21 protein-coding genes are annotated in these 23,780 nt (G+C 58.4%); 11 read left to right on the forward strand and 10 right to left on the reverse strand.

Features of this window, described 5'->3' with window-relative positions; translation table 11 throughout:
- Positions 1-40 precede the first annotated feature (40 nt).
- A complete protein-coding gene (locus tag RHM68_RS14130) occupies positions 41-991 on the forward strand; it encodes a DUF1853 family protein (RefSeq protein ID WP_322215650.1) in 951 nt (316 codons plus the stop codon).
- A 92-nt stretch (positions 992-1,083) separates the two neighbouring features.
- Here RHM68_RS14130 and RHM68_RS14135 read toward each other — a convergent pair whose 3' ends face one another.
- The 3 genes from RHM68_RS14135 to RHM68_RS14145 all read right to left on the reverse strand — a co-directional run bounded on the left by RHM68_RS14135 (position 1,084) and on the right by RHM68_RS14145 (position 3,489).
- Positions 1,084-2,367, reverse strand: a complete 1,284-nt coding sequence (locus RHM68_RS14135; RefSeq protein WP_322215652.1) for an arsenic transporter — start codon at positions 2,365-2,367, stop codon at positions 1,084-1,086.
- Between the two features lie 30 nt (positions 2,368-2,397).
- On the reverse strand, positions 2,398-2,745 hold the full coding sequence (locus tag RHM68_RS14140) for a metalloregulator ArsR/SmtB family transcription factor (RefSeq protein ID WP_322215655.1): 348 nt from the start codon (positions 2,743-2,745) through the stop codon (positions 2,398-2,400).
- Between the two features lie 183 nt (positions 2,746-2,928).
- A complete protein-coding gene (locus tag RHM68_RS14145; RefSeq protein ID WP_322215658.1) occupies positions 2,929-3,489 on the reverse strand; it encodes an NAD(P)H-dependent oxidoreductase in 561 nt (186 codons plus the stop codon).
- 176 nt (positions 3,490-3,665) lie between these two features.
- Between RHM68_RS14145 and RHM68_RS14150 the strand changes: the two genes are divergently transcribed.
- Both RHM68_RS14150 and RHM68_RS14155 read left to right on the forward strand, forming a co-directional pair.
- Positions 3,666-3,926 carry a hypothetical protein gene (locus RHM68_RS14150; protein WP_322215660.1) on the forward strand — a complete coding sequence of 87 codons (261 nt, stop codon included), beginning with the start codon at positions 3,666-3,668 and terminating at the stop codon, positions 3,924-3,926.
- Between the two features lie 88 nt (positions 3,927-4,014).
- Entirely contained in the window at positions 4,015-4,908 is an 894-nt protein-coding gene (locus tag RHM68_RS14155) for a LysR substrate-binding domain-containing protein (RefSeq protein ID WP_322215663.1), read from the forward strand.
- On the opposite strand, the gene RHM68_RS14160 is transcribed toward RHM68_RS14155, so the two are convergent.
- The 5 genes from RHM68_RS14160 to RHM68_RS14180 form a co-directional block, all read right to left on the reverse strand.
- Positions 4,874-5,488 carry a GNAT family N-acetyltransferase gene (locus RHM68_RS14160; protein WP_322215666.1) on the reverse strand — a complete coding sequence of 205 codons (615 nt, stop codon included), beginning with the start codon at positions 5,486-5,488 and terminating at the stop codon, positions 4,874-4,876. The two genes, RHM68_RS14155 and RHM68_RS14160, sit on opposite strands and share 35 nt — an antisense overlap.
- Before the next feature lie 14 nt (positions 5,489-5,502).
- A complete protein-coding gene (locus RHM68_RS14165; protein WP_322215669.1) occupies positions 5,503-7,758 on the reverse strand; it encodes an Orn/Lys/Arg decarboxylase N-terminal domain-containing protein in 2,256 nt (751 codons plus the stop codon).
- Positions 7,759-7,910: 152 nt separating this feature from the next.
- Positions 7,911-8,669, reverse strand: coding sequence for a DNA polymerase III subunit epsilon (dnaQ, locus tag RHM68_RS14170; RefSeq protein ID WP_322215673.1), 759 nt, complete (start codon positions 8,667-8,669; stop codon positions 7,911-7,913).
- Between the two features lie 116 nt (positions 8,670-8,785).
- Positions 8,786-9,238, reverse strand: a complete 453-nt coding sequence (gene rnhA / locus RHM68_RS14175; RefSeq protein ID WP_322215677.1) for a ribonuclease HI — start codon at positions 9,236-9,238, stop codon at positions 8,786-8,788.
- Between the two features lie 90 nt (positions 9,239-9,328).
- Positions 9,329-10,087: a class I SAM-dependent methyltransferase gene (locus RHM68_RS14180; protein ID WP_322215681.1), complete on the reverse strand. Its 759-nt coding sequence runs from the start codon at positions 10,085-10,087 to the stop codon at positions 9,329-9,331.
- A 65-nt stretch (positions 10,088-10,152) separates the two neighbouring features.
- Here RHM68_RS14180 and gloB point away from each other — a divergent pair, with 65 nt between their 5' ends.
- From gloB to fabI, 8 genes are all read left to right on the forward strand, one after another.
- A complete protein-coding gene (gene gloB / locus RHM68_RS14185; protein WP_322215683.1) occupies positions 10,153-10,920 on the forward strand; it encodes a hydroxyacylglutathione hydrolase in 768 nt (255 codons plus the stop codon).
- A 99-nt stretch (positions 10,921-11,019) separates the two neighbouring features.
- Entirely contained in the window at positions 11,020-12,447 is a 1,428-nt protein-coding gene (locus RHM68_RS14190; RefSeq protein ID WP_322215686.1) for a transglycosylase SLT domain-containing protein, read from the forward strand.
- 162 nt (positions 12,448-12,609) lie between these two features.
- Entirely contained in the window at positions 12,610-14,442 is a 1,833-nt protein-coding gene (locus RHM68_RS14195) for an extracellular solute-binding protein (RefSeq protein ID WP_322215689.1), read from the forward strand.
- On the forward strand, positions 14,439-16,277 hold the full coding sequence (locus tag RHM68_RS14200; protein WP_322215692.1) for an extracellular solute-binding protein: 1,839 nt from the start codon (positions 14,439-14,441) through the stop codon (positions 16,275-16,277). The genes RHM68_RS14195 and RHM68_RS14200 overlap by 4 nt, the downstream gene beginning before the upstream one ends.
- 4 nt (positions 16,278-16,281) lie before the next feature.
- The gene (locus RHM68_RS14205; RefSeq protein WP_322215693.1) at positions 16,282-17,355 is read left to right on the forward strand and encodes a microcin C ABC transporter permease YejB; all 1,074 of its coding nucleotides are present in this window, start codon (positions 16,282-16,284) and stop codon (positions 17,353-17,355) included.
- A gap of 1 nt (position 17,356) precedes the next feature.
- The gene (locus RHM68_RS14210) at positions 17,357-18,376 is read left to right on the forward strand and encodes an ABC transporter permease (RefSeq protein ID WP_322215696.1); all 1,020 of its coding nucleotides are present in this window, start codon (positions 17,357-17,359) and stop codon (positions 18,374-18,376) included.
- 1 nt (position 18,377) lies between these two features.
- On the forward strand, positions 18,378-19,988 hold the full coding sequence (locus RHM68_RS14215; protein ID WP_322215699.1) for an ABC transporter ATP-binding protein: 1,611 nt from the start codon (positions 18,378-18,380) through the stop codon (positions 19,986-19,988).
- Positions 19,989-20,009: 21 nt separating this feature from the next.
- A complete protein-coding gene (fabI, locus tag RHM68_RS14220) occupies positions 20,010-20,804 on the forward strand; it encodes an enoyl-ACP reductase FabI (RefSeq protein WP_322215701.1) in 795 nt (264 codons plus the stop codon).
- 109 nt (positions 20,805-20,913) lie between these two features.
- Here the strand turns inward: fabI and mgtE are convergent, their stop codons facing one another.
- Together mgtE and RHM68_RS14230 are read right to left on the reverse strand one after the other, a co-directional pair.
- Positions 20,914-22,296, reverse strand: coding sequence for a magnesium transporter (mgtE, locus tag RHM68_RS14225; protein ID WP_322215704.1), 1,383 nt, complete (start codon positions 22,294-22,296; stop codon positions 20,914-20,916).
- Positions 22,297-22,435: 139 nt separating this feature from the next.
- Positions 22,436-23,287 carry a hypothetical protein gene (locus tag RHM68_RS14230; protein WP_322215706.1) on the reverse strand — a complete coding sequence of 284 codons (852 nt, stop codon included), beginning with the start codon at positions 23,285-23,287 and terminating at the stop codon, positions 22,436-22,438.
- Positions 23,288-23,780: the final 493 nt, after the last annotated feature.

A 23,780-nucleotide genomic window follows, 5' to 3' on the forward strand; every position in this document is an offset into this window, starting at 1 on the left:
GCCCAAGGGGTGTCCTCATGTTTAGGGCTATGCTCGCAAGATGATCCTATTTCCCGATTTGCTCCCGCTGCCCCACCAGTTGCGCCACCCCGAAGTGCGCGACCTGGCGTGGGTCATCCTCGCGCCGCCGATGCTCAGCGTAACGCCGTGGCCACAGCGTCATCCACTGGCCGGCAGCGACTGGGTACAAGCGCCAGAGCGACTGGAGCAGTGGCTGCGGCAACTGGACCGCGACAGCTATGACTTGCTGCACTGGCTCGCGCAGGCCAGAACCCGGCGCCTCGGTTTGTATTACGAACGCCTTTGGCAGTACGCGGTGCGGCATGCGCCGGGTATAGAGCTGATTGCCGCCAACCTGCCAATACGCCGCGAGGGCCACACCCTGGGCGAACTCGATATGCTGCTGCGCGACCGCGACGGCGTGCATCATCTGGAACTGGCGATCAAGCTTTACCTCGGGCCGCAAAATGGCGACGGGCGTGACACCGCGCAGTGGCTCGGTCCGGGCTGCCATGACCGGCTGGACCGCAAACTGGCGCACCTGACTCAGCATCAACTTCCGATTTCCGCTCGACCGGAAAGCCGAGAAGTGCTGGCGGCGCTGGATATTCAACAGTTCAATGCGCACTTGTGGCTGGGCGGGTATTTGCTCTATCCATGGCCCGGGCAGGCCGCGCCACCGCACGGCGCCCACCCGCAGCATTTGCGTGGTAGCTGGTTGCACCAAAAAGACTGGGCCGACTTTGTTACGCAGCGTCCCTTCGGGCGCTGGCAGCCCCTGCCCCGTCATGCCTGGCTGGCGCCGGCACACTATGGCGCGGAGCAGACCTGGAATACCGACCAGTTGAATGCCTGGCTCAGTGATCTGGCGCCGATGGCGCCGGCACAGCTACTGGTGCGGTTGACCGAGAATGCCGAGGGTGACTGGGAGGAAGCAGAGCGTCTGTTTCTGGTGGCGGATCTTTGGCCCAATGTGCCGGGCAGTGGATGAGGCATCTGGTGATGCCTCGAAGGGCCCTATCGCGCGCAAGCGCTTCGCCGTCCATGGCGTAGCGAGCCATCGTGCGATAGAGCTGACGCGGTCTAAAGAGACAAACGCACAGCCAGCGCGGCCAACGTCACCAACAAGACCGGCACCGTCAGCACAATCCCCACCTTGAAGTAATACCCCCACCCGATCCGGATATTCTTGCGCTCCAGCACATGCAGCCACAGCAACGTCGCCAGGCTGCCAATCGGGGTGATTTTTGGCCCCAGGTCGCTGCCGATCACGTTGGCGTAGATCATTGCCTCCTTTATCACCCCCGTGGCTTGGCTCGCATCAATCGACAACAGACCGATCAGCACCGTCGGTAAGTTATTCATGATCGAGGACAACAGCGCCGTCAGCACGCCAGTGCCCAGCGTAGCGCCCCAGACGCCGTAACCGGCGAAAGCATCCAGCCAGCCCGCGAGATACCCCGTGAGACCTGCATTACGCAGGCCGTAGACCACCAGGTACATACCTAAAGAGAAAATCACGATCTGCCACGGTGCTTCTTTCATCACCTTACGCGTGGATATTTTGTGGCCGCCGGCGGCGATCGCCAGCAGCAATGCCGCACACACCGCAGAAATGGCACTGATGGGAATGCCTAACGGCTCCAGCGCGAAACACCCCACCAACAAAATCACCAACACCGCCCAACCGGCATAAAACGTCGCTTTGTCATGGATCGCCGTGGCGGGATCTTCCAGTTGCGCAGGGTCGTATACCAGAGGAATGTCACGGCGAAAAAACCACATCAACATCGCTAATGTTGCAGCGACACTCACCAGGTTGACCGGAATCATCACCGCCGCGTAGCGGTTAAAGCCGATGTGGAAGAAATCGGCAGAAACAATGTTCACCAGGTTCGACACCACCAGCGGCAGGCTCGCGGTATCGGCAATGAAACCGGCGCCCATCACAAACGCCAGGGTCGCAGCCTTTGAAAAGCGCAGGGCCAGGAGCATGGAAATCACGATCGGCGTAAGGATCAGCGCCGCACCGTCGTTGGCGAACAACGCCGACACCAGCGCCCCGAGCAACACCATGAAGGCGAACAGCTTGCGCCCACGGCCCTTGCCCCATCGAGCCACGTGCAGGGCCGCCCAAGCAAAGAACCCCGCCTCGTCCAGTAGCAGGCTAATGATAATTAGCGCAACGAACGTGCCTGTAGCGTTCCAGATGATCTGCCACACCAACGCAATATCGCTCAGGTGTACAACCCCAGACAGTAGCGCCAAGACCGCGCCCAACACTGCACTCCAGCCGACACCCAAGCCCTTCGGCTGCCAAATCACCAGCGTAATGGTCAGCAAAAATATCAACGACGCTACCAGCATGCGAATCCGCCTTCCAGGATCAATAAGCAATCAACAGCAGCGAACCGGCCGGTCGGCCATCGCCTTTAAACGCGCGACATCAGCCGCGAGCCATTCAACGTTGGCTGCCAACGCGCCCTGTAACAGAGTGATGACCCAAGGAAATAATTCAGGGTGCAGTCGATAAAAAACCCATTGCCCCTGACGACGGTCAGCCAGCACGCCATGACTGCGCAAAAGCGCCAAGTGGCGGGAAATTTTCGGTTGCGTCAGGTCCAGTCCGGCAGTCAGTTCACACACGCACAGTTCCCCCTCGCGGGCAATCAGCAGCGCGAGGCGGCTGCGAGTGTCATCAGCCAGGGCTTTGAAGATATCGACGGGACTGCGGGTGTCGGACATGGCAAGCACGCCTCGGGAGGAACGAGGCGAGAATATATGGAATACCAGATATTCAGTAAAGCAAAGATTCCGTGGTTATCGCAGGGGGCGTTGCGCCCGGCCGTGACGCAGGCTTACAGCCAACCCCCCGGCCGCTCAAGCGCGGCGAGTGCTCCTTTGAACCGGAGCACTGCGAACGATCACTCAGACTTTTTTGTACTGCTCGACCCACTGCCCGTAAGCATTGATAAAACTCTGCAAAAACGGTTTTACCGAGTCAGACAGTTTGCCGGCCTCGTCGAATGCCGTTCCAGCGCCGCCCAGATAGGCTTCCGGTTGCTGCATGCAGGGCACATTAAGGAACACCAGAGACTGGCGCAGATGATGATTGGCGCCAAAACCGCCAATGGCACCGGGTGAAACACTGATTACCGCCCCCGGTTTTCCGCCCCATACACTCTTGCCATAAGGACGTGAGCCGACATCAATGGCATTCTTCAATGGTGCCGGCACCGAGCGGTTGTATTCCGGGGTAACGAACAACACCGCGTCGGATGAACTCACTTGTTGTCGGAAAGTGCTGTAGGCTGCCGGCGGTGATGCACCATCGATGTCTTCGTTATAGAGCGGCAAATCGCCGATATCGACAATATTGAGCTTCAGATTGGCAGGTGCCAGATCAGCCAGGGCCAGCGCGACCTTGCGATTGATCGACTCTTTTCTCAAGCTGCCGACCAGAACGGCGATCGTGTAGACGTTGCTCATGGAAGATTCTCGACTGTTCGATGGAAAGAGCCTGTAGTTATAGATGACGATGCAATCAGTGGGCGAGTGAAAATCATCGCCCCTGACTATTTTTTTCCCGTAGGAAAACTTAACTCGCTCAAACACGGTCTACAGAACCGCAAATTGAGTGATTTATCTCCAGAGGTTTTAAGCAGATGGCAGCAGTACTTGTTGGTCAATTCCATGCAAGAGACGCGGAAGGCCGCGTTTATTCCGTGCATGAGTTTCAGGAATCCACTCCGTCGGCAGACGGTATCGGCGGCACGGAGCCTGTCACCACCTATAAGCTGGCCATTGGCGATCGCGTCAAGAAACTCGATGACAACCAGTTTTTACTGATTCAATCGGACGTCACCATTACCCGCGAGCCTGACACCTATGTCGGCAGCCTGCCGGAAGCTCACGTTGCCTCATAACCCTGCGTTATGAGCAGAAGTCATATGCACGCACTTGAGTTAGGATTCAGCCACTGACTCCCTCACCTGCTGAACATGGACTTCACGCATGCGTTTACGTCATATCGAAGTGATTCAGGCGCTCTTGCAGACCGGTCACCTGGGCACGGCTGCCGAATGGCTTCAGTTGCCGGTGACCGAGGTCGAAGGTGTTTTGCGCGACGCCGAGAGTCAGTTGGGCTTCATGCTGTTTTCCAGCGTGCGCGGTCGCTTGCAGGCCACGCGTGAGGCTCGGGCGTTACACGTCGAGATCGCCCGCGTCTATGAAGCCCTCGAACCGATTCAGCGCCTGGCCAGTAGCCTCAAGCAATACCTGGCGCCACCGTTGCGCATCATCGGCACCCCGCCCCTGGCGCAACAGTTGTTGCCCCAAAGCATCGCGGCCCTGCGCCGACGCCTGCCCGATGCACCATGTACGCTGCTTAGCCAACCCACACGCGAGATCGTCAGAAGCTTGTTACTGCGCGAAAGCGACTTGGGTTTGAGCCTGCACGACCCCGAACATGCCGATATTCATTGCCAATTGATTGCCCAGGGCAAGCTCCAGTTACTGGCGCCCCACGGCTGGCTGCAACCCAGGCAGAAGTACATTTCGTTGCAGGACCTGGCCGGCCAGTCGATGGTCGGCCTCGAAGGTCATGATCCGCTGAGCCCGGCGCTCGATAGCAAACTCCTGGCCCTGCGCCCTGCCCCGGTCATTCAAACCCGAGTCCAGACACACCAGATGATGCGCAGCATGGTCGAGGCGGGCGAGGGTTTGGCCATCGTCGATCCGTTTACCGCGCTTGGCGCCAAATCGGCAGGGCTTGATACCTGCCCGCTGGCGCCTGCTGTCCCCATCAGCCTCTACGCCCTCACCCTTAACAACGCCGAATCATCGGCGGCGATTCAGGTGTTGCTTACGATCATCACGGAACACGCCGCGGCGATGTTGGCGAGCTGACCAGGTTTTCCAGCGGGTTATCGAACAAGCGATACCAGAACAGCGCCACCTCAGCAGTGTCCGGATCGATGCCGCGATAGCGCAGGTGATCGATCCCGCCAATCACATAACCACAGCGCTCGTAGAGACGGCACGCCCCCAGGTTGTTGTTCTGGGTTTCGAGCGTGATGCCCGGCAGTTTTTTCTTGCGACTCCAGAACTGCGCCACGTCCAGCAGCGCCTTGGCCACGCCGTGCCGACGTGCAGGCGCATGCACCGCCAACTCGTCGATATGGGCAAAGCCGTTCCAGTTGGTACTGACCACCAGGTGGCCCACCGGTTCGTCGTCCAGATAAGCCATGAAAATGGCACTGTCGACAGCATCACGAAAACTGCTGAATTCTTCAGGATCAATGCCGTAACACTTGCGATAAGGGGTGATCGGTGTGACCGCCCAGAGCGCCACCGCTTTACCGATTTCAGCAGTGCCGTAGGCAGAGACTTCAAAACTGAAATCACTGCCCCAGATGTAGGGCGCAAAGCCGTCATCGGCAACGCGCACCGACAGCCCTGGGTACTTCGGATTAATGACCGGTCGCATACTGGGAAAGGTCCTCATTCCTTAATGCAATCGACGGTGTACTGCCGCCCATTGCCCTCGTCTTCGTGTTGTAAGCCATGCACATCGGCGACAAACCCTGGAAAGCTGCTATCAAAGGTGCGAGCAAACGAAAGGTAGTCGTTGATCGAGCGCGTCGATTCGGTGAAGCGTTCGCCGGGCATAATCAGCGGAATACCTGGCGGGTACGGCACCAACATCACCGCGGCGATGCGCCCTTGCAGGGCATCGATTGAAACGGCCTCGACCTCTGCGCGAACCAGTTGATCATAGGCGTCAGCAGGTTTCATGGCGATTTCCGGCAGCACGGTGTACATGCGTTTGAGGTGTTTGGCCGTGGCATTGCTGCGATAGCAGGCATGCAGTTGGTCGCACAAGTCCCGCAGACCCATGCCCCGATAACGACTGGCATCCTGCTGCGAGACACACGGCAGGCAAGTCGCGAGGCTGACGTTAGCGTCGTAACTGCGCTTGAATTCCAGCAACTCGGTGAGCAATGTGCTCCATTTACCCTTGGTGATGCCCATCGAGAACAGCACCAGAAATGAATACAGCCCGGTTTTCTCGACCACCAACCCACGCTCCCAGAGGAACTTACTGACCACCGCCGCCGGAATCCCCCGCTCGCTTAAGGCACCGCCTGCCGTAAGACCGGGCATCACCAGCGTGACTTTGATCGGGTCGAGCAACACGTAATCGTCGGTGACGCCGCCGAAACCGTGCCATTCAGCGTCGGGTTGCAGCAACCAGTCTTCGGTCACGACCCGGTTGATACCTTCCACTGAGGGCGGCTGCCAGATGGAAAACCACCAGTCATCGGCAGCAATGTGTTGCCGCAGATTGGCCAGCGCCCGGCGAAAACTCAGGGCTTCATCGAACATTTCCTGCAACAGCGAACGACCAGCCGGTCCTTCCATCATCGCCGAGGCTACGTCCAGGGACGCGATGATGCTGTACTGCGGCGAGGTGGAGATGTGCATCATGAACGCTTCATTGAAACGATCACGGTCCAGTTGCCGTGCGCCGCCGTCCTGCACATGAATCATCGACGCCTGACTGAACGCCGCCAACAACTTGTGTGTGGAATGGGTGGTGAACACCAGCGGGCCATCATCACTGCGCGAAGTGCCCATGCCGTAACGCCCAGCGAAGAACTCGTGAAACGCCGCGTAGGCATACCAGGCCTCGTCGAAATGCAGCACCTCGACGCTGTTGCCCAGACTTTGCTTGATCAACTCGGCGTTGTAACAGAGGCCGTCGTAGGTCGAGTTTGTCACCACCGCCAGTTTGACTTTAGGTGCTCGGCCCTTGGTCAGCGGACTGGCGTCGATTTTGGCCTGGATCGACTCCCGACTGAACTCGCTCAAGGGAATCGGACCAATGATCCCCAGTTCATTGCGCTCCGGAGACAGGTACAACGGAATGGCGCCGGTCATGATAATCGAGTGCAACACCGACTTGTGGCAATTGCGATCCACTAACACCAAATCGTCTCGGGCGACCATGGAGTGCCAGACAATCTTGTTGGCGGTCGAGGTGCCGTTGATCACGAAAAACGTATGATCGGCGCCAAAATTGCGTGCGGCTCTCGCCTCGGCCTCGGCCAGCGGCCCGGTATGATCGAGCAGCGAACCCAGTTCGGGGACGGACACCGACAAATCCGAACGCAGTGTGTTTTCGCCAAAAAATTGGTGAAACGCCTGACCCACAGGACTCTTGTGATACGCCACTCCGCCGCCATGGCCGGGGGTATGCCAGGAATAGTTGGAGTCGGCGGTGTGTTGCACCAACGCTTTGAAGAACGGCGGCAGCAGACCATCCAGATACTTGCGCGCCGCCCGCGCGACCTGGCGGGCAAGGAATGGCACCGTATCTTCGAAGAGGTACAAAATACCGCGCAGTTGGTTGAGTTCGGCCATCGCGTCGGCCGGGGCGTTTTCCAGGGTCACCTGCTCGCCCAGGGCAAAAATCGGCAAATCCGGAGCGCGTACCCGCGCCAAGCCGATCAGCTCGGCCATGTTTTGCAGTAAGTGAGAGTGGGCACCGGCATCCTCGGCCGCGATCAACATGCAGGAGAGGCCGTGATGGGTCGAGGCGACCAGTCGACCTTCGGTGTAATCCACCGCCGAGACGATGCTGAAGCCCTCCTGTTCCAGCTCCCGGGCAATGCCCCGCACGCGATCGCCGGCGACGGTATCTGCCTTGATGTCGCGATGGACGATAAGCACCGGAAATTTCAAATCTTTATACATAAGGCTCAGCGTCCTGAGGCGGCAGACCGTGGCCTGCCAATACACTCAGGGTAGAGGGTTGATGCGAATGTGGCGAGCGCGGACGCCCCGAAACGGGTCGGACGGCGCACCACCCTGTGGCCAGCCGCGCTACCACTTACTCAGGTTGCGGATTACGCCTGAGCCTTCGCATCAACCAACTGCTGCCACAACGACGGCGCACCGGCGGATTTGGCCACCGCCTCCAAGCGCGCGATATGCTGCGCCAGGTCATCTTCGCTGGCACGAATGATCCGAGTCGGTTGACGATCGGCTGGCAGGCGGCGAATTTCGGTGGCTGAATTGTCTGCACCTTCACCCGACCCATTACCGTCTGACGCATTACCGGCCAGGGACAGGCTGGTCTGGCCACCGGTCATGGTCAGGTAAACGTCGGCAAGAATCTCGGAGTCGAGCAAGGCGCCGTGCAGCTCACGCCCGGAGTTGTCGACGCCATAGCGCTTACACAATGCGTCGAGGCTGTTGCGCTGCCCAGGGTGACGTTCCCTGGCCATCATCAGCGTGTCAAGAATCGAGCAGTGCTGGGTGATATCAGCGAGATCCTGCCGACCCATAAGGGCAAATTCGTTGTTGATGAAGCCAACGTCGAACGCTGCGTTATGGATGATCAGCTGCGCGCCCTTGATGAATTCAAAAAATTCATCGGCCACTTCGTTGAAACGCGGCTTACCCACCAGGAATTCATTAGTGATGCCATGGACACCGATGGCGCCTTCATCACTTTCGCGATCCGGTTGCAGGTAAACGTGAAAATGCCGGCCCGTCAGGCGCCGACCGATCAACTCGACACAACCGATTTCGATAATCCGGTGGCCGTCAGTCACCGGCATGCCGGTGGTTTCGGTATCGAGTACAACGGATCTGGTGGCCATCAGTGCTCAGCTCTCAACGGGTCAATCGTGTAAAAGTCGCGATGTTACCACGCTCACCGGTGTGCTCGCGAAGGCCGTGAGCGGATCGCGCCCACGCGGGAACGATCCGCCTGAGGTCAATCCTGTTTGTACCCACGCACGTCATCAACCCCACGGTTAGCCAACTGGTCGGCCCGTTCGTTGCCGTGGTGGCCGATGTGCCCGCGAACCCATTTCCAGGTAACGTTGTGGCGGTTGACCTGTTCGTCCAGCAACTTCCAGAGATCGGCATTTTTAACCGGTTCTTTCGCTGCCGTTTTCCAGCCGCGCTTCTTCCAGTTGTCCATCCACTCGTTGATGCCCTTCATTACATACTGGGAGTCAGTCACCAGCAGCACGTCGCAGGAACGCTTGAGCTCTTCCAGGCCTTTGATCGCGCCCATCAATTCCATGCGATTGTTGGTCGTGTTGGCTTCGCCGCCCCAGAGTTCCTTTTCGATACCTTTGCACACCAGCAGTGCGCCCCAGCCGCCCGGGCCAGGGTTGCCTTTGCAGGCGCCATCGGTGAACAGTTCTACGCTATCGCTCATGCCAATCTATCCAGAAAATGCGGTGGCTCGCCGATCACAGACCGACGATGCCCTAGGCCGGGGCAATCCCGGCCGGGAAGTAAAGAGTGTTTACGGCTCGATGTTGCGACGATTGACCTTGGCCATCGGCAACGGAATCAGCTTGCCCATCGGTTCGCGTCTAGCCTGACGTACAGGCCGCAGGCCGACTACGATCTTGCGCGCGACCAATAAATAGAAGCCGCCACCCGACAACTGCCATTCACCGGCCTTGCGCTCCCAACCGGCCAGACGGGCCTGCCATTTGGGCGATGCAAGCGGCGGACGATAGCACCCGAAGCGGCGTTTCTCCAGCGCGAAACCCAGCAGGTTCAGCCAGTCGGAGACCCGAGAAGACGAGATGCAACGCGCCTGGCGCAAGGCATCGTTAGCGAACACATGGCGCAAACCCCAACTGCTCCAGGGGTTGATGCCGATGATCAACAAGTGCCCGCCGGGCCGGACACTGCTGGCGGCCTCACGCAACAAACCATGAGGCGACAGGCAGAAATCCAGCCCGTGCTGCATCACTACCACGTCGGCAGCATGCTCGCTCAGGGGCCAGGCCTGCTCTTCGCAGACAATTTCGACCCCGGGCAGCGGCGCGCCGAGCCGCACATTACGCTGCACCTGGGGTGCCGACGGCGGCGTCTGCGCCGATGGCCCGTAATGCACCAGATAGCCACCAAAGAACCGGCCCAGCTCGTCTTCGAGCATGCGTCGCTCTTCGTCCAACAGAAATTGCCCGATCGGTCCGGACAGCCATTCACGGGCCGCGCTGATCAGTGCCAGCCAGTCAGGGTCAGCTTGAGCGAACGCTTTATCGGTCATTGCATTCTCCAACGCGCCAGGAAGTTCTAAGATGCGCCATTGTTTTCAGCTTGGCGAATCCGACGATGATACAGATCAGTGCCCTGCCCGCCTTCACCGACAACTACATCTGGTTGTTGCAGGACCCTCACACCCAACGCTGCGCCGTGGTCGATCCAGGCGATGCCGCGCCGGTTCAGGCCTGGCTGACAGCGCATCCCGGTTGGGTCCTGAGCGATATCCTGATCACTCACCATCATCATGATCACGTCGGTGGCGTCGAGGCGCTGAAAAAAGCTACGGATGCGACAGTCTACGGTCCGGCCAGCGAAAACATACCGGCCCGCGACGTTGCGCTCAAGGATAACGATCACCTCACCGTACTGGGCCGGAACTTCGATGTCTTTGCCGTTCCGGGCCACACGTTGGGGCACATTGCCTTTTATCACCACGGGCTGCTGTTCTGCGGCGACACCTTGTTCGCAGCCGGTTGCGGCCGCTTGTTCGAAGGCACGCCGGAGCAAATGCACACCTCGCTGACACGTCTTGCGGCTTTGCCCGAAGACACACTGATCTATTGCACTCACGAATACACCCTGAGCAATCTTAAGTTTGCCGTGGCAGTCGAACCGAACAACCCAGACACCGCCGAACGCCTGGTCAATGTGACGGCTCAGCGCGCAGCAGGGATCATGACGCTGCCGTCCACACTGTCCCTGGAAAAGCTGACCAATCCGTTTTTACGGACCGATGTAATATCTGTTAAAGAAAAAGTGGACGAACGGAATGGTCCCGAAAACCGGGCGCCGAGTGCGGTCTTTGCTGCCCTGCGGGCTTGGAAAGATAAGTTCTAAGCAAGCTACCTATTGATACAAAAATTCTGAATGGTTGACCGCAGGGGGTGCGCTTTCTAGAATCGCCCGACATTTTCGCCCGGAACTTACTTCCAGCCAATGTCGTCACCTATTCGTAAAGCCATCAATTCAGACGCATTGACCCGCTTGGCTCAAGCCATCGCGGTGGCTGTGTCCGCCACCCTGGCGGGCTGTTCAAGCCATGCACCGCAAACCGATGCGGTACATGCACCGAATTTCGCCGCTCGGGCCAAGCAGAAGCCGATCTGGCTCAGCGAAAAACCAAGCCCGCAAGCACCGCAGGATGTGTGGGAGCGCATGCGCCAAGGCTTCCAGTTGCAGGACGGATTGGGCGTCAACCCCCGCATCGAGCAACAGCGTCTGTGGTTCGCCAGCAATCCATCCTTCCTCGAAAACGCCGGCGAGCGCGGCAGCCTGTACATCCACTACATCATCGAACGCCTTGAAGAACGCAACATGCCGCTCGAATTGGCGCTGCTGCCGGTGATTGAAAGCGCCTATAACCCGATGGCCTATTCCCGGTCAGACGCGGTGGGTCTTTGGCAGTTCATTCCGTCCACCGGGCGTTACTACAACCTGCGTCAGACCAGCGCCTATGATGGCCGTCGCGACATTACCGCTTCGACCATCGCGGCCATGGATTACCTGACACGCTTGCATGACATGTTCAACGGTGACTGGCTGCTGGCCCTGGCGGCCTACAACGCCGGCGAAGGCACCGTCAGCCGGGCCATCGAGCGCAACCAGAAGCTCGGCCTGCCGACCGATTACTGGAACCTGCCGCTGCCCGCCGAAACCCAGGCCTACGTGCCGAAGCTGCTGGCGTTGTCGCAAGTGGTGCTGTCGCCGGAAGCCTATGGCGTCAACCTCAACCCGATCGCCAACGAACCGTACTTCCAGGTCGTCGAAATCAACCAGCGCATGGACCTCTCCAAAGTAGCCGCCGTGGGCAACATTGACGAAGACGAACTGTTCCAGCTCAACCCGGCGTTCAAGCAGCGCACCACCCTCGACGGCCCTCAGCATTTGCTGGTGCCGACATCCAAGGCGCAACTGCTGACGGCCAGCCTGTCGACCATGCGCCCCGAGGAACTGATCAGTAAACGCCCGCTCAAGCCGGTGTTCGACAGCCTCGACAGTCGTGAGCTGGCGAGCCTCAAGCGCGCTTACCGTGTTAAACGCGGCGACAACCTTGGCACCATCGCCAAGGCTCACAACGTCGAGGTCAAGGACCTGCAGCACTGGAACAAACTCACCGGCAAGAACCTCAAGGTAGGTCAGACCCTGGTGATGCAGGACACCACTAAACGCAGCAATGGGCGCGCCAGCACCATAGTGGCGGCTAACAACAAAAAGCAGACCCAGTACAAGGTCAAGCAAGGTGACTCGCTGTACATGGTGGCCAAGCGTTTCAACGTAGAAATGCAGCACCTCAAGCGCTGGAACCCACGGGTTGGCCAAGCGTTGAAGCCGGGCCAGATGCTGACGGTTTATTCGCCCCACTAAAAACGAGCCCCTGACTTAGGCAGGGGTTTTTTACCAATGGTGGCCGCGGCTAGCCCACACCTGCGCAATTAGCGAAGCAATAAGCGCCTGTCTTTTTCCTGTCGATACAAGCTGTTACTGTACGGCCCACAAAGTCCAAGCCTCCTGGATCGGATCTCTGACTTGAAGTGTGCCCTCCTCCTGCTCCTGATCAGCCTGGCCTTGAGCCCTCCTGTAAGCGCGACGATCATCGAAAGCCATGGTTATGCGCAGTTCGGCACGCTCAAGTACCCGGCCAGATTTACCCACTTTGACTGGGTCAACCCGCAAGCGCCCAAGGGCGGTACGTTGCGGGTGATGGCGTTTGGCACCTTCGATACGCTCAACCCTTACACGTTCAAAGGCTCAAGCCCGGTTTCCACCCCTAACTTCCTGCAATACGGCATCAACGAGCTTAACGAGCCGCTGATGGTTGGCACCGGGCAGTACGCGCCGTCAGGTGACGAGCCGACGTCGAGTTATGGGCTGATCGCTCAATCGGTTGAATACAGCGAGGATCGCAGTTGGGTGGTGTTCAATCTTCGGCCCGAAGCGCGCTTTCACGATGGCACCCCGATTACCGCCTACGATGTCGCGTTTTCCTATCGATTGCTGCTCAAGGAAGGTCACCCGCAGTACCGCACCAACCTTCAGGAAGTGCAGCGAGTCGATATTTTGGGACCGCAACGGATCCGCTTCGTCTTCAAGCGCGCGGGTAATCCGCTGCTGATCCTGCGCCTTGGCGAGTTGCCGGTACTGCCGCAACATTACTGGCAAGGTCGTGACTTCAAGGCCACCACCTTCGAGCCGCCGCTGGGCAGCGGGCCGTACCGCATCACCTCGGTCAAGCCGGGGCGCCAGATTATTTTCGAAAGGGTCAAGGACTACTGGGGCAAGGATCTGGCGGTCAATCGCGGCAAATACAACGTTGATCGCATGGAAGTGGAGTTCTACCGCGACAGCGATGTAGCCTTCGAAGCCTTCAAGGCAGGCGAGTTCGACATTTACATCGAACACCAGGCCAAAAACTGGGACAACGGCTACCACTTCCCCGCCGTGCGACGTGGCGACGTGATCAAGGCGCAAATCCCGCATCAAATTCCGACCCAGAGCCAAGGCCTGTTCATGAACACCCGCCGCCCGACCTTCGCCGAGGTCAAGGTGCGCGAGGCCCTGGGGATGATGTTCGACTTCGAGTGGACTAACCGCACGCTGTTCAACGGTGCCTATCAGCGCACCAAGAGTTACTACCCCAACAGCGAGTTCGCCGCCACTGGACTGCCGGTGGGCCATGAATGGCTGATGCTCAAACCCTATCGAGAACAACTGCCTGCCAAGCTCTTCACCGAGCCCTTCAGCCTGCCGCAGACCGACGGCCGCGGCATTCCCAGGAAAACCTTGCGCAAGGCCTTGAGCCTGCTCAGCGAGGCGGGATGGAAGCTCAACAATCAGCGGTTAGAAAACACCCAAGGCCAGCCGCTGCGATTTGAAATCCTGCTGGTCAACCCCAGCCTGGAACGCATCCTTCAGCCCTACGTCGAGAACCTCGCCAGCATCGGCATCGATGCCCGGTTGCGCACTGTAGATCGCGCGCAGTACAAACAGCGCCTGGATCAGTTCGATTTCGACATGATCCTGATGACTCTCAACCAGACCCTCAGCCCCGGCCTGGAGCAGTGGCAGTATTTTCATTCCAGCCAGGCCGGGGTCAAGGGCAGCAAAAACTACGCCGGTATTGCCAACCCGGTGATAGACCGTTTGCTCGACCAATTGCTCGCCGCCCAGACCCGCGATGAACAGGTCGCCGCCGGCAAGGCCCTGGACCGGGTACTGCTGTGGCAGCACTACAGCATTCCCAACTGGGACCTCAATTATCATCGTCTGGCCTACCGCAATCGGTTCGCCTTCGTCACTACGCCGCCCTACACCCTGGGCTTAAGCGCCTGGTGGCTAAAATCTTCGGAGAAAGATCAATGAAGCCCTTATGCGCCCTGCTACAGGCCAGCGCTCTGCTATTCGCCGGGCTAGCTTGCGCCGCCCCGCAACATGCCCTGACCCTGTACAACGAGCCGCCCAAATACCCGGCCGATTTCAAACATTTCGATTACGTCAACCCTGACGCGCCCAAGGGCGGGATCTTCCGTCAGGCCGGTTTCGGCGGTTTCGATAGCCTCAACCCCTTCATCAGCAAGGGCGTAGCGGCCGACGACATCGGCATGGTCTACGACACCCTGGCCAAACAGAGCCTGGACGAGCCGTTCACCGAGTACGGCCTGATCGCCAGCAAGATCGAAAAAGCCCCGGACAATCGCTGGGTGCGCTTCTACCTGCGCCCCGAAGCCCGCTTTAACGACGGCCATCCGGTGCGCGCCGAAGACGTGGTGTTCAGTTTCCAGACCCTGATCAAAGAGGGCGCCCCGCTCTACCGTGCCTACTACAGCGATGTGGAAGAAGTGATCGCTGAAGACCCGCTCACCGTGCTCTTCAAGTTCAAGCACGACAACAATCGTGAGCTGCCATTGATCCTCGGCCAGTTGCCGGTATTGCCCAAACACTGGTGGGCCACCCGCGATTTTAATAAAGGCAATCTGGAAAAGCCTCTGGGCAGTGGCCCCTACCAGGTCAGCGAAGTAAAAGCCGGGCGGTCGGTGCGCTATGAGCGCGTCAAGGACTATTGGGGCAAGGACCTGGCGGTCAACCGTGGTTTCTACAACTTCGACGTCATGACCACCGACTACTACCGCGACAACACAGTAGCCCTCGAAGCCCTCAAGGCCGGGCAATTTGATTACTGGCTGGAAATGACCGCGAAGAACTGGGCCAACGCCTACAACACTCCGGCCGTGACCGAAGGCCGGTTGATCAAGGAACAAATTCCCAACGGTAATCCCACCGGCATGCAGGGCTTCGTGTTCAACCTGCGCCGCCCGGTGTTCCAGGATGTGCGGGTGCGCCAGGCCCTGACCCTGTTGCTGGATTTCGAATGGACCAACAAGCAATTGTTCAACGGCGCCTACGCCCGCACACGCAGTTACTTCGAAAACTCGGAAATGGCCGCCACCGGTCTGCCGGACGCCGAGCAGCTGGCGATTCTCGACCCGTTCCGCAGCAAGCTCCCGGCCGAAGTGTTCAGCGAGGCGTTCCAGAACCCGACGACCGACGCCAGCGGCATGATTCGCACCCAGCAACGCCAGGCCTATCAATTGCTGCAAGAGGCCGGCTGGCGCATCGTCGACGACAAGATGGTCGACGCCAACGGAAAACCGGTGACCCTTGAATTCCTGCTGGCCCAGACCGAATTCGAACGTGTGCTGTTGCCATTCAAGCGCAACCTCAGTGACTTGGGTATCGACCTGGTGATCCGTCGTGTAGACGTCTCGCAGTACATCAATCGCGTGCGCTCCAGGGACTTCGACATAATCGTCGGCAGCTTCCCGCAGTCCAATTCGCCGGGCAACGAACAACGCGAGTTCTGGATGACTGCCGCCGCCGACAAACCCGGCAGCCGCAATTCCATGGGCCTGAAAGACCCCGTAGTGGACCAATTAGTCGAGCAACTGATCAACGCCGATTCACGCCAAAGCCTGGTGGCTCATGCACGAGCACTGGACCGCGTACTGCAATGGGGTTATTACGTGATCCCCAACTGGCACATCAAGACCTGGCGCGTGGCGTATTGGAACCACATCGGGCACCCGAAAACGCCACCCAAGTACGACGTCGGTATTGCCACTTGGTGGGTCAAGCCCAACGCGACACCGGCAATAGAAGTCGAAACCAAACTGCAAGCCGACCCTGCGGGCACGGAGTAATCAGATGCTGGCGTATATTTTTCGGCGACTGCTGCTGATCATCCCGACCTTGTTTGGCATTCTGCTGATCAACTTCGTGATCATCCAGGCCGCTCCCGGTGGCCCCGTAGAACAGATGATCGCCAAGCTCGAAGGCTTTGAAGGCGCCACCAGCCGCATCGCCGGTGGGGGCGCCGAAGTGTCGGTGGCCGGTTCTGCCTACCGCGGCGCCCAAGGCCTGGATCCGGCGCTGGTCAAAGAAATCGAGCACATGTACGGCTTCGATAAATCGGCGCCGGAACGCTTGTGGATCATGATCAAGAACTACGCGACCCTGGATTTCGGCGACAGCTTCTTCCGCGATGCCAAAGTCATCGACCTGATCAAGGAAAAGATGCCGGTGTCGATCTCCCTCGGGTTGTGGAGCACGCTGATCATGTACCTGGTGTCGATCCCGCTGGGGATCGCCAAAGCCACACGCCACGGCAGCCATTTCGACGTCTGGACCAGTTCGGCGATCATCGTCGGGTATGCAATTCCGGCGTTTCTGTTTGCCATCCTGCTGATCGTGGTATTTGCCGGCGGCAGTTACTTTGACTGGTTTCCGCTGCGAGGCCTGACGTCGAACAACTTCGCCGAGCTGAGCATGGGCGGCAAAATTCTCGATTACTTCTGGCACCTCGCACTGCCGGTGACCGCGTTGGTGATCGGTAACTTTGCGACCATGACCCTGCTGACCAAAAACAGCTTTCTCGATGAAATCAACAAGCAGTACGTGGTGACGGCCAAGGCCAAGGGTTTGACCCAACACCGGGTGCTTTACGGTCATGTGTTTCGTAACGCCATGCTGCTGGTGATCGCCGGGTTTCCGTCGGCGTTCATCGGGATTTTCTTTACTGGCTCCTTGCTGGTCGAGGTGATTTTCTCGCTCGACGGGCTCGGCCTCATGAGCTTTGAAGCGGCGATCAACCGCGATTATCCGGTGGTCTTCGGCACCTTGTTTATCTTCACGCTGCTGGGGCTGGTGGTGAAACTGATCGGCGACCTCACTTACACCCTGGTCGATCCACGCATCGACTTCGAACACCGGGAGCATTGAGATGAACCTGTCCCCTCTCAATCGCCGACGCTTCGAACTGTTCAAGGCCAACAAGCGTGGCTGGTGGTCGCTGTGGCTGTTTTTGGTTCTGTTCGGCGCCAGCCTCGGTGCCGAACTGATCGCCAACGACAAACCGCTGGTCGTCCATTACGACAATGGCTGGTACTTCCCCGCCCTCAAGCGCTACCCGGAGACCACCTTCGGCGGTGAGTTTCCGCTGGAAGCCAACTACAAAAGCCCCTACATCCGTGAGCTGCTCAAGGCCAAGGATGCGTGGGTACTGTGGGCACCGATTCCCTACAGTTACCAAAGCATCAACTACGACCTGAAAGTCCCGGCCCCCGGCCCGCCATCGACAGACAACCTGCTGGGCACCGACGATCAGGGGCGCGATGTGTTGGCCAGGGTGATCTATGGCTTCCGGATTTCGGTGTTGTTCGCGCTGACACTGACCATTCTCAGCTCGATCATCGGTGTGATCGCCGGGGCCTTGCAGGGCTTTTATGGTGGCTGGGTTGATCTTGCCGGGCAGCGTTTCCTGGAAATCTGGTCGGGACTGCCGGTGCTGTACCTGCTGATCATCCTCGCCAGTTTCGTGCAACCAAACTTCTGGTGGCTGCTGGGGATCATGCTGCTGTTCTCCTGGATGAGCCTGGTGGATGTGGTGCGCGCCGAGTTCCTGCGCGGGCGTAACCTGGAGTACGTGCGCGCAGCCAGGGCATTGGGGATGCAGAACGGTGCAATTATGTTCCGCCATATCCTGCCCAACGCCATGGTCTCGACCATGACTTTTATGCCGTTCATCCTGACAGGCGCCATCGGCACCCTGACCGCCCTGGACTTCCTTGGCTTCGGCTTGCCGCCGGGCGCACCGTCACTCGGCGAGCTGGTGGCGCAGGGCAAATCCAACCTGCAAGCTCCGTGGCTAGGTATCAGCGCGTTTGCGGTATTGGCGGTGATGTTGAGCCTGCTGGTGTTTATCGGCGAGTCCGCTCGCGATGCCTTCGACCCGAGGAAGTGAAATGCAGCAGGACAATCTGATCGAAGTGCGCGACTTGGCCGTCGAGTTTGTCGTCGGCGAACGCTGTCAGCGGGTAGTCGAAGGCGTCAGTTTCGACATCAAGCGCGGTGAAACCCTGGCCCTGGTCGGTGAAAGCGGTTCCGGTAAATCTGTGACCGCGCACTCGATTCTGCGCTTGCTGCCCTACCCCTTGGCCCGGCACCCGTCCGGCACCATTGAGTATTCCGGGCAAAACTTACTGAGTCTGAAAGAGAAAACCATTCGGCACATCCGTGGCAACCGAATCGCCATGATCTTTCAGGAGCCGATGACCTCGCTCAACCCGCTGCACTCGATTGAAAAGCAGATTAATGAAGTGTTGGGCATTCACAAGGGCCTGACCGGCAAAATTGCGACCAAGCGAACCCTTGAATTACTGGAGATGGTCGGCATCCCCGAGCCGCACAAACGCCTCAAGGCCCTGCCCCATGAATTGTCCGGCGGTCAGCGCCAGCGGGTGATGATTGCCATGGCCCTGGCCAATGAACCGGAACTGCTGATTGCCGACGAACCGACCACTGCCCTGGACGTGACCGTACAACTGAAAATCCTGGAGCTGCTAAAGGAATTACAGGCTCGCCTGGGCATGGCACTGCTACTGATCAGTCACGATTTGAACCTGGTGCGAAGAATTGCGCATCGCGTATGTGTCATGCAGCGCGGTTGCATCGTCGAACAGGCATCGTGTGCGCAGTTGTTCCGCGCGCCGCAGCACCCGTACACGCGGGAACTGTTGGCAGCGGAGCCCAGCGGCAAGCCGGCGACCAACGCGATTGGCCCGCCGCTGTTGCAAGTCGAGGACCTGAAAGTCTGGTTCCCGATCAAGAAAGGCTTCTTGAAAACCACGGTGGATTATGTCAAAGCAGTAGACGGCATCAATTTCAGCCTGCCTCAGGGCCAAACCCTGGGGATCGTGGGAGAAAGCGGTTCCGGCAAATCGACGCTCGGCCTGGCAATTTTGCGGCTGATTGGTAGTAAAGGTGGCATCCGTTTTGAGGGCAAACAGCTAGACTGCCTGACGCAGAACGAAGTTAGGCCGCTACGCCGCGAAATGCAGGTGGTGTTTCAGGACCCCTTCGGCAGCCTCAGCCCGCGAATGTGCGTGGGACAGATCGTCGGCGAAGGCCTGCGTATCCATAAAATGGGCACCGAGGCGGAACAGGAACAAGCGATTATTGCGGTACTCAAGGAGGTAGGTCTGGACCCGGAAACCCGGAACCGCTACCCCCACGAATTTTCCGGTGGGCAACGGCAGCGAATCGCCATTGCCAGGGCTTTGGTGCTCAAACCGGCGCTGATTCTGCTGGACGAACCGACCTCGGCACTCGACCGGACAGTCCAGCGGCAAGTGGTAGAGCTTTTGCGTTCGCTACAAACGAAGTACAACCTGACGTATTTGTTTATCAGCCATGACCTGGCTGTCGTCAAAGCGCTGAGCCACCAGCTGATGGTGGTGAAGCATGGCCAAGTGGTCGAACAGGGAGACGCGCAAAGTATCTTTGCCGCCCCTCAACATCCGTATACACAGCAGTTGCTGGAAGCCGCTTTCCTGGCACCAGCCACTGCGCAATAACCTGAAAAAGAGGAGCAACACATGGGTTTTCTCGCCGGTAAGCGCGTACTGATCGTCGGTGTCGCCAGCAAGCTGTCCATCGCATCCGGCATCGCTGCCGCCATGCATCGCGAGGGCGCTGAGCTTGCCTTCACTTATCAGAACGACAAACTGAAAGGTCGTGTCGAAGAGTTCGCACAGGGCTGGGGCTCGAACCCTGAGCTGTGCTTCCCGTGCGACGTCGCCAGCGATGAGGAAATCGCCAAGGTTTTCGAAGCGCTGAGCAAGAAGTGGGATGGCCTGGACGTGATTGTTCACTCCGTCGGCTTCGCCCCCGGCGACCAACTGGATGGCGACTTCACCGCTGCCACCACCCGTGAAGGTTTTCGCATTGCGCACGACATCAGCGCCTACAGCTTTGTGGCCCTGGCCAAGGCTGGCCGCGAAATGATGAAAGGCCGCAATGGCAGCTTGCTGACCCTGTCGTACCTGGGCGCCGAACGCACCATGCCGAACTACAACGTCATGGGCATGGCCAAGGCTTCTCTGGAAGCTGGCGTGCGTTACCTGGCCGGTTCTCTGGGCCCGGAAGGCACCCGCGTCAACGCAGTATCGGCTGGCCCGATCCGCACCCTCGCCGCTTCCGGCATCAAGAACTTCCGTAAAATGCTGGCCGCCAACGAAGCGCAAACGCCGCTACGTCGTAACGTCACCATCGACGAAGTCGGCAACGCCGGCGCCTTCCTGTGCTCGGACCTGGCGTCCGGTATCAGCGGCGAAATCATGTACGTAGACGGCGGTTTCAACACCACCGCCATGGGCAACCTCGAAGAGTAATTTTCAGGCGCCCATAAAAAGCCCGCCTGGTTCAGGCGGGCTTTTTTATGCACCCCACATCCATCGTTGGGCCGTGCGTTGCTGAAAGCACCTCAGCAGCTCACGCGCTTCAGGCAGCGGCGGTCATCATGTCACTCAGGAACAGGTAGGCGAAGCCGAAGTAGATGCAGACGCCGACCATGTCCATGATCGATGTGATCAACGGCGAGCTGAGCGTCGCAGGGTCAGTACCGATTCGGCGGGCCAGGAATGGCAACAGCACACCGATGACGCCACCCATCATGGTGCAGACCATCATGCTCAAGCCCACCACCAACATAATCTCGATGCCCACTCCTTTGCTGAAGTACGCAAGGATCACTTCCAGCACACCGATGCTGACGCCCAACGCCATGGCAACGGGTATCTCACGCTTGAGCACCTGCCATACATGCCGCCAATTGAGCGTCACATCCCCCAGTGCCATGGCGCGAATAACCAAAGCGGCTGACTGGCTGCCGGTATTACCGCCCATGTCGATGATGGGAGCGAGAAAGGCCGCCAGGATGATGATCTCCGAGAGCATATCCTCCTGAGCCGCGACAATGCTACTGACGAAGATCCCAAAGAACGTCAGGATCGACAGCCAGAATACCCGCACCCCGAACATCTTATTGAACGGCGAAAGCAGAATATCCAGGTCTGGCCCGCCCAACGCAGCAGTCCCGCCAAAACGAGCCAACTGGGTCGCATCCTGTTCTTTTTCGATATCCATCGCATCGTCGACTGTGACGATACCCAGCATGCGGTCCTCGCTGCTCAACACCGGCAACGCCAACAGGTCATAGCGACGAATGTATTCGACGGCCATCTCCTTGGGCCATTGAGCCCGCACAAACACCGGCTCACAGGTCATCAAATCACTGACCTTGCTGGCAGGATCGGCCAACACCAGTGTGCGCAGTGTCAGGGTGCCCAGCAGGCGTTGCTCGGTGTCCAGAACGAACACCACATCAATAGTTTCCCGGTCAAAAGCACTGGCGCGCAGGGCGACAAACGCCTGTTCAACGGTCATGGATGCGATGAGCGTGGCGTACTCGGAAGTCATCTCCGAACCAGCGGTGCCTTGCTCATAGCCAGCAAGTTTGATCAGGTCCTCACGCTCCGAATTGGCCAGCGCGGGCAGCAGCCGCTGACGAGCACTTTCACTCAAGCGATTGAACGCATCGGCACGGTCATCGGAAGGCAGATGCTTGAACAGCTCGACCACCGCCGTAGCCGGCATGATCTGTAGCAACTGATCCTGGCGCCGATCGGAAAAGTAGGCGAATAACGCGGCGCGCAAATCAGGCGTCAGGGTCATTAGCAAGGCCGAGGTTTCAGCGCTGGAACATGGGGCCAGTGCCTCTGCCACATCGGCCAGGGGAGCTGTTTTGACGAGCCTGGTGAACGCTTCGCCATCCAGCGATCGAACCAGTGATCGAACTAAAAATTTCAGGTCTTCGCGATTCATAGTGTTGCCTTTCAGGGTATCCGACTGGCACTTGCGTCCGGCGAGCGATAGTTAGGCAAACGTCGCAAAATGCGCCGAAAGCGAGGGCCAGGCTCTGAGTCAGTAAGTGTTTTTACTGCGCGGATAAACGGTCGTCAGTTCAGAATCGAAGCGTAGCGCCGGCGGTGAACCACTGATCGCGATCTTCGGTCAAGTGGCGGCCCACGACAAAATCGATGTCGAGCCGCTTGCCAATGTGCAGACGCGGACCCGCCTGCCATCCCTGCTCATCGCCTTGCTTGCCAAAACGCTCGGCAATCAGGGTCAACGATTCGAACACGTCATACTCAAAGCCCACGCCCCAGATCAATCGATTAGCGCGATCGCCATTGCGCACGCCATCGTCATCTTCATCGTCGTCGCTATTGCCAGCGTCGTAGGCATAACTCCAACCAGCGCTGAAATTCAAACGCAAGGGTTCGAAAGGCTGAAACGTCACAGGGATGCTCACCTCGGCGCCATCGAAAGAATGCCGACGATTGAGCACGAAATTCGCCTCCGCCGAGAGCGCCGCCTCAAGGCCGAGCGCCTCATTGCTATAAAGTTGCAGCTTAGCCTTGGGGCTGATCTCGCTTTCTGCATCCCCGTCATCAAGAGTGCGCGCTACTGCTGCGCCCAGTTGCAGCGAGGGCAACGCCTGGGGCGTGCAATCCAGAGACAGCTCGGAGTGATGGTTGGCAGATTGATGGCGAATGCTGCTGTACCAGGTGTCAATGTTGCACTCACCGGCGGCGTTGATACCGCCATCGTCCACCACATAGGAACCACCGGCAGCCTGGGCTTCGGAGATAACACCGAGCAGCGCGCAGGTACCGAGCACCGTGCCGGAAAAAGACAGCGTGCGGCGCCATGCCCGACGACCGCTGGGCGGTAGATCGTGAACAAACTTAAAGCACTCAGAAGCTGCGCAATTGACCGACTGTGCAGTCTTGCAATGGGTGTGTTTTGACATAATCAACCTCAGTATCGTATTCAAGGAACGCCTCCTTCCGCCAGCAGCGAAGTTCAGTTTCCAGGGATGAAACAGGAATGTTTAAGTGCGCATTTTTCAATGCGCCGCAAGGGTTACAACTGGGCTCTTCGGTCATTACTTAACGCCTCAAATATTCACTAATAGTTGCTGACCAAACCGCACAGCCTAATATTGAAACAAAACGAAACAATATTTAAAACAGCACCTTCAGTCACACTCAGCCCATACCAACGCGCACGACAAAGCGCCATATTTATGGGGGGTTCGAAGGCACAGCACTTTTAGTAGGAATGCGCAGATGCCCCGGACTTATGGGCCCGAGCGAATCAAAGCATTCACATAAAAAATGATAACCAAAAGGCAAGTTTGCCTAATGCCGATCTGCTCAACAGATCATTCAAAAAGGAGCAGTTTCATAGGTTTATGGCCTTGACTGCAGAGGCATATAAATACGAACAAAGGGCTTTGAAAG

It is taken from the genome of Pseudomonas sp. DC1.2 (genome assembly GCF_034351645.1).
In the GTDB taxonomy this organism is placed as follows: Bacteria; Pseudomonadota; Gammaproteobacteria; order Pseudomonadales; family Pseudomonadaceae; genus Aquipseudomonas.

What these genes read in the sequence shown, in the direction of transcription:
- RHM68_RS14165 (WP_322215669.1), bottom strand. Translation starts at nt 7,758, where the DNA reads ATGTATAAAGATTTGAAATTTCCGGTGCTTATCGTCCATCGCGACATC.
- RHM68_RS14160 (WP_322215666.1), bottom strand. Translation starts at nt 5,488, where the DNA reads ATGCGACCGGTCATTAATCCGAAGTACCCAGGGCTGTCGGTGCGCGTT.
- RHM68_RS14190 (WP_322215686.1), top strand. Translation starts at nt 11,020, where the DNA reads ATGTCGTCACCTATTCGTAAAGCCATCAATTCAGACGCATTGACCCGC.
- RHM68_RS14155 (WP_322215663.1), top strand. Translation starts at nt 4,015, where the DNA reads ATGCGTTTACGTCATATCGAAGTGATTCAGGCGCTCTTGCAGACCGGT.
- dnaQ (WP_322215673.1), bottom strand. Translation starts at nt 8,669, where the DNA reads ATGGCCACCAGATCCGTTGTACTCGATACCGAAACCACCGGCATGCCG.
- RHM68_RS14130 (WP_322215650.1), top strand. Translation starts at nt 41, where the DNA reads ATGATCCTATTTCCCGATTTGCTCCCGCTGCCCCACCAGTTGCGCCAC.
- RHM68_RS14215 (WP_322215699.1), top strand. Translation starts at nt 18,378, where the DNA reads ATGCAGCAGGACAATCTGATCGAAGTGCGCGACTTGGCCGTCGAGTTT.
- RHM68_RS14180 (WP_322215681.1), bottom strand. Translation starts at nt 10,087, where the DNA reads ATGACCGATAAAGCGTTCGCTCAAGCTGACCCTGACTGGCTGGCACTG.
- RHM68_RS14145 (WP_322215658.1), bottom strand. Translation starts at nt 3,489, where the DNA reads ATGAGCAACGTCTACACGATCGCCGTTCTGGTCGGCAGCTTGAGAAAA.
- RHM68_RS14230 (WP_322215706.1), bottom strand. Translation starts at nt 23,287, where the DNA reads ATGTCAAAACACACCCATTGCAAGACTGCACAGTCGGTCAATTGCGCA.
- RHM68_RS14135 (WP_322215652.1), bottom strand. Translation starts at nt 2,367, where the DNA reads ATGCTGGTAGCGTCGTTGATATTTTTGCTGACCATTACGCTGGTGATT.
- RHM68_RS14210 (WP_322215696.1), top strand. Translation starts at nt 17,357, where the DNA reads ATGAACCTGTCCCCTCTCAATCGCCGACGCTTCGAACTGTTCAAGGCC.
- RHM68_RS14205 (WP_322215693.1), top strand. Translation starts at nt 16,282, where the DNA reads ATGCTGGCGTATATTTTTCGGCGACTGCTGCTGATCATCCCGACCTTG.
- RHM68_RS14200 (WP_322215692.1), top strand. Translation starts at nt 14,439, where the DNA reads ATGAAGCCCTTATGCGCCCTGCTACAGGCCAGCGCTCTGCTATTCGCC.
- RHM68_RS14150 (WP_322215660.1), top strand. Translation starts at nt 3,666, where the DNA reads ATGGCAGCAGTACTTGTTGGTCAATTCCATGCAAGAGACGCGGAAGGC.
- gloB (WP_322215683.1), top strand. Translation starts at nt 10,153, where the DNA reads ATGATACAGATCAGTGCCCTGCCCGCCTTCACCGACAACTACATCTGG.
- fabI (WP_322215701.1), top strand. Translation starts at nt 20,010, where the DNA reads ATGGGTTTTCTCGCCGGTAAGCGCGTACTGATCGTCGGTGTCGCCAGC.
- mgtE (WP_322215704.1), bottom strand. Translation starts at nt 22,296, where the DNA reads ATGAATCGCGAAGACCTGAAATTTTTAGTTCGATCACTGGTTCGATCG.
- rnhA (WP_322215677.1), bottom strand. Translation starts at nt 9,238, where the DNA reads ATGAGCGATAGCGTAGAACTGTTCACCGATGGCGCCTGCAAAGGCAAC.
- RHM68_RS14140 (WP_322215655.1), bottom strand. Translation starts at nt 2,745, where the DNA reads ATGTCCGACACCCGCAGTCCCGTCGATATCTTCAAAGCCCTGGCTGAT.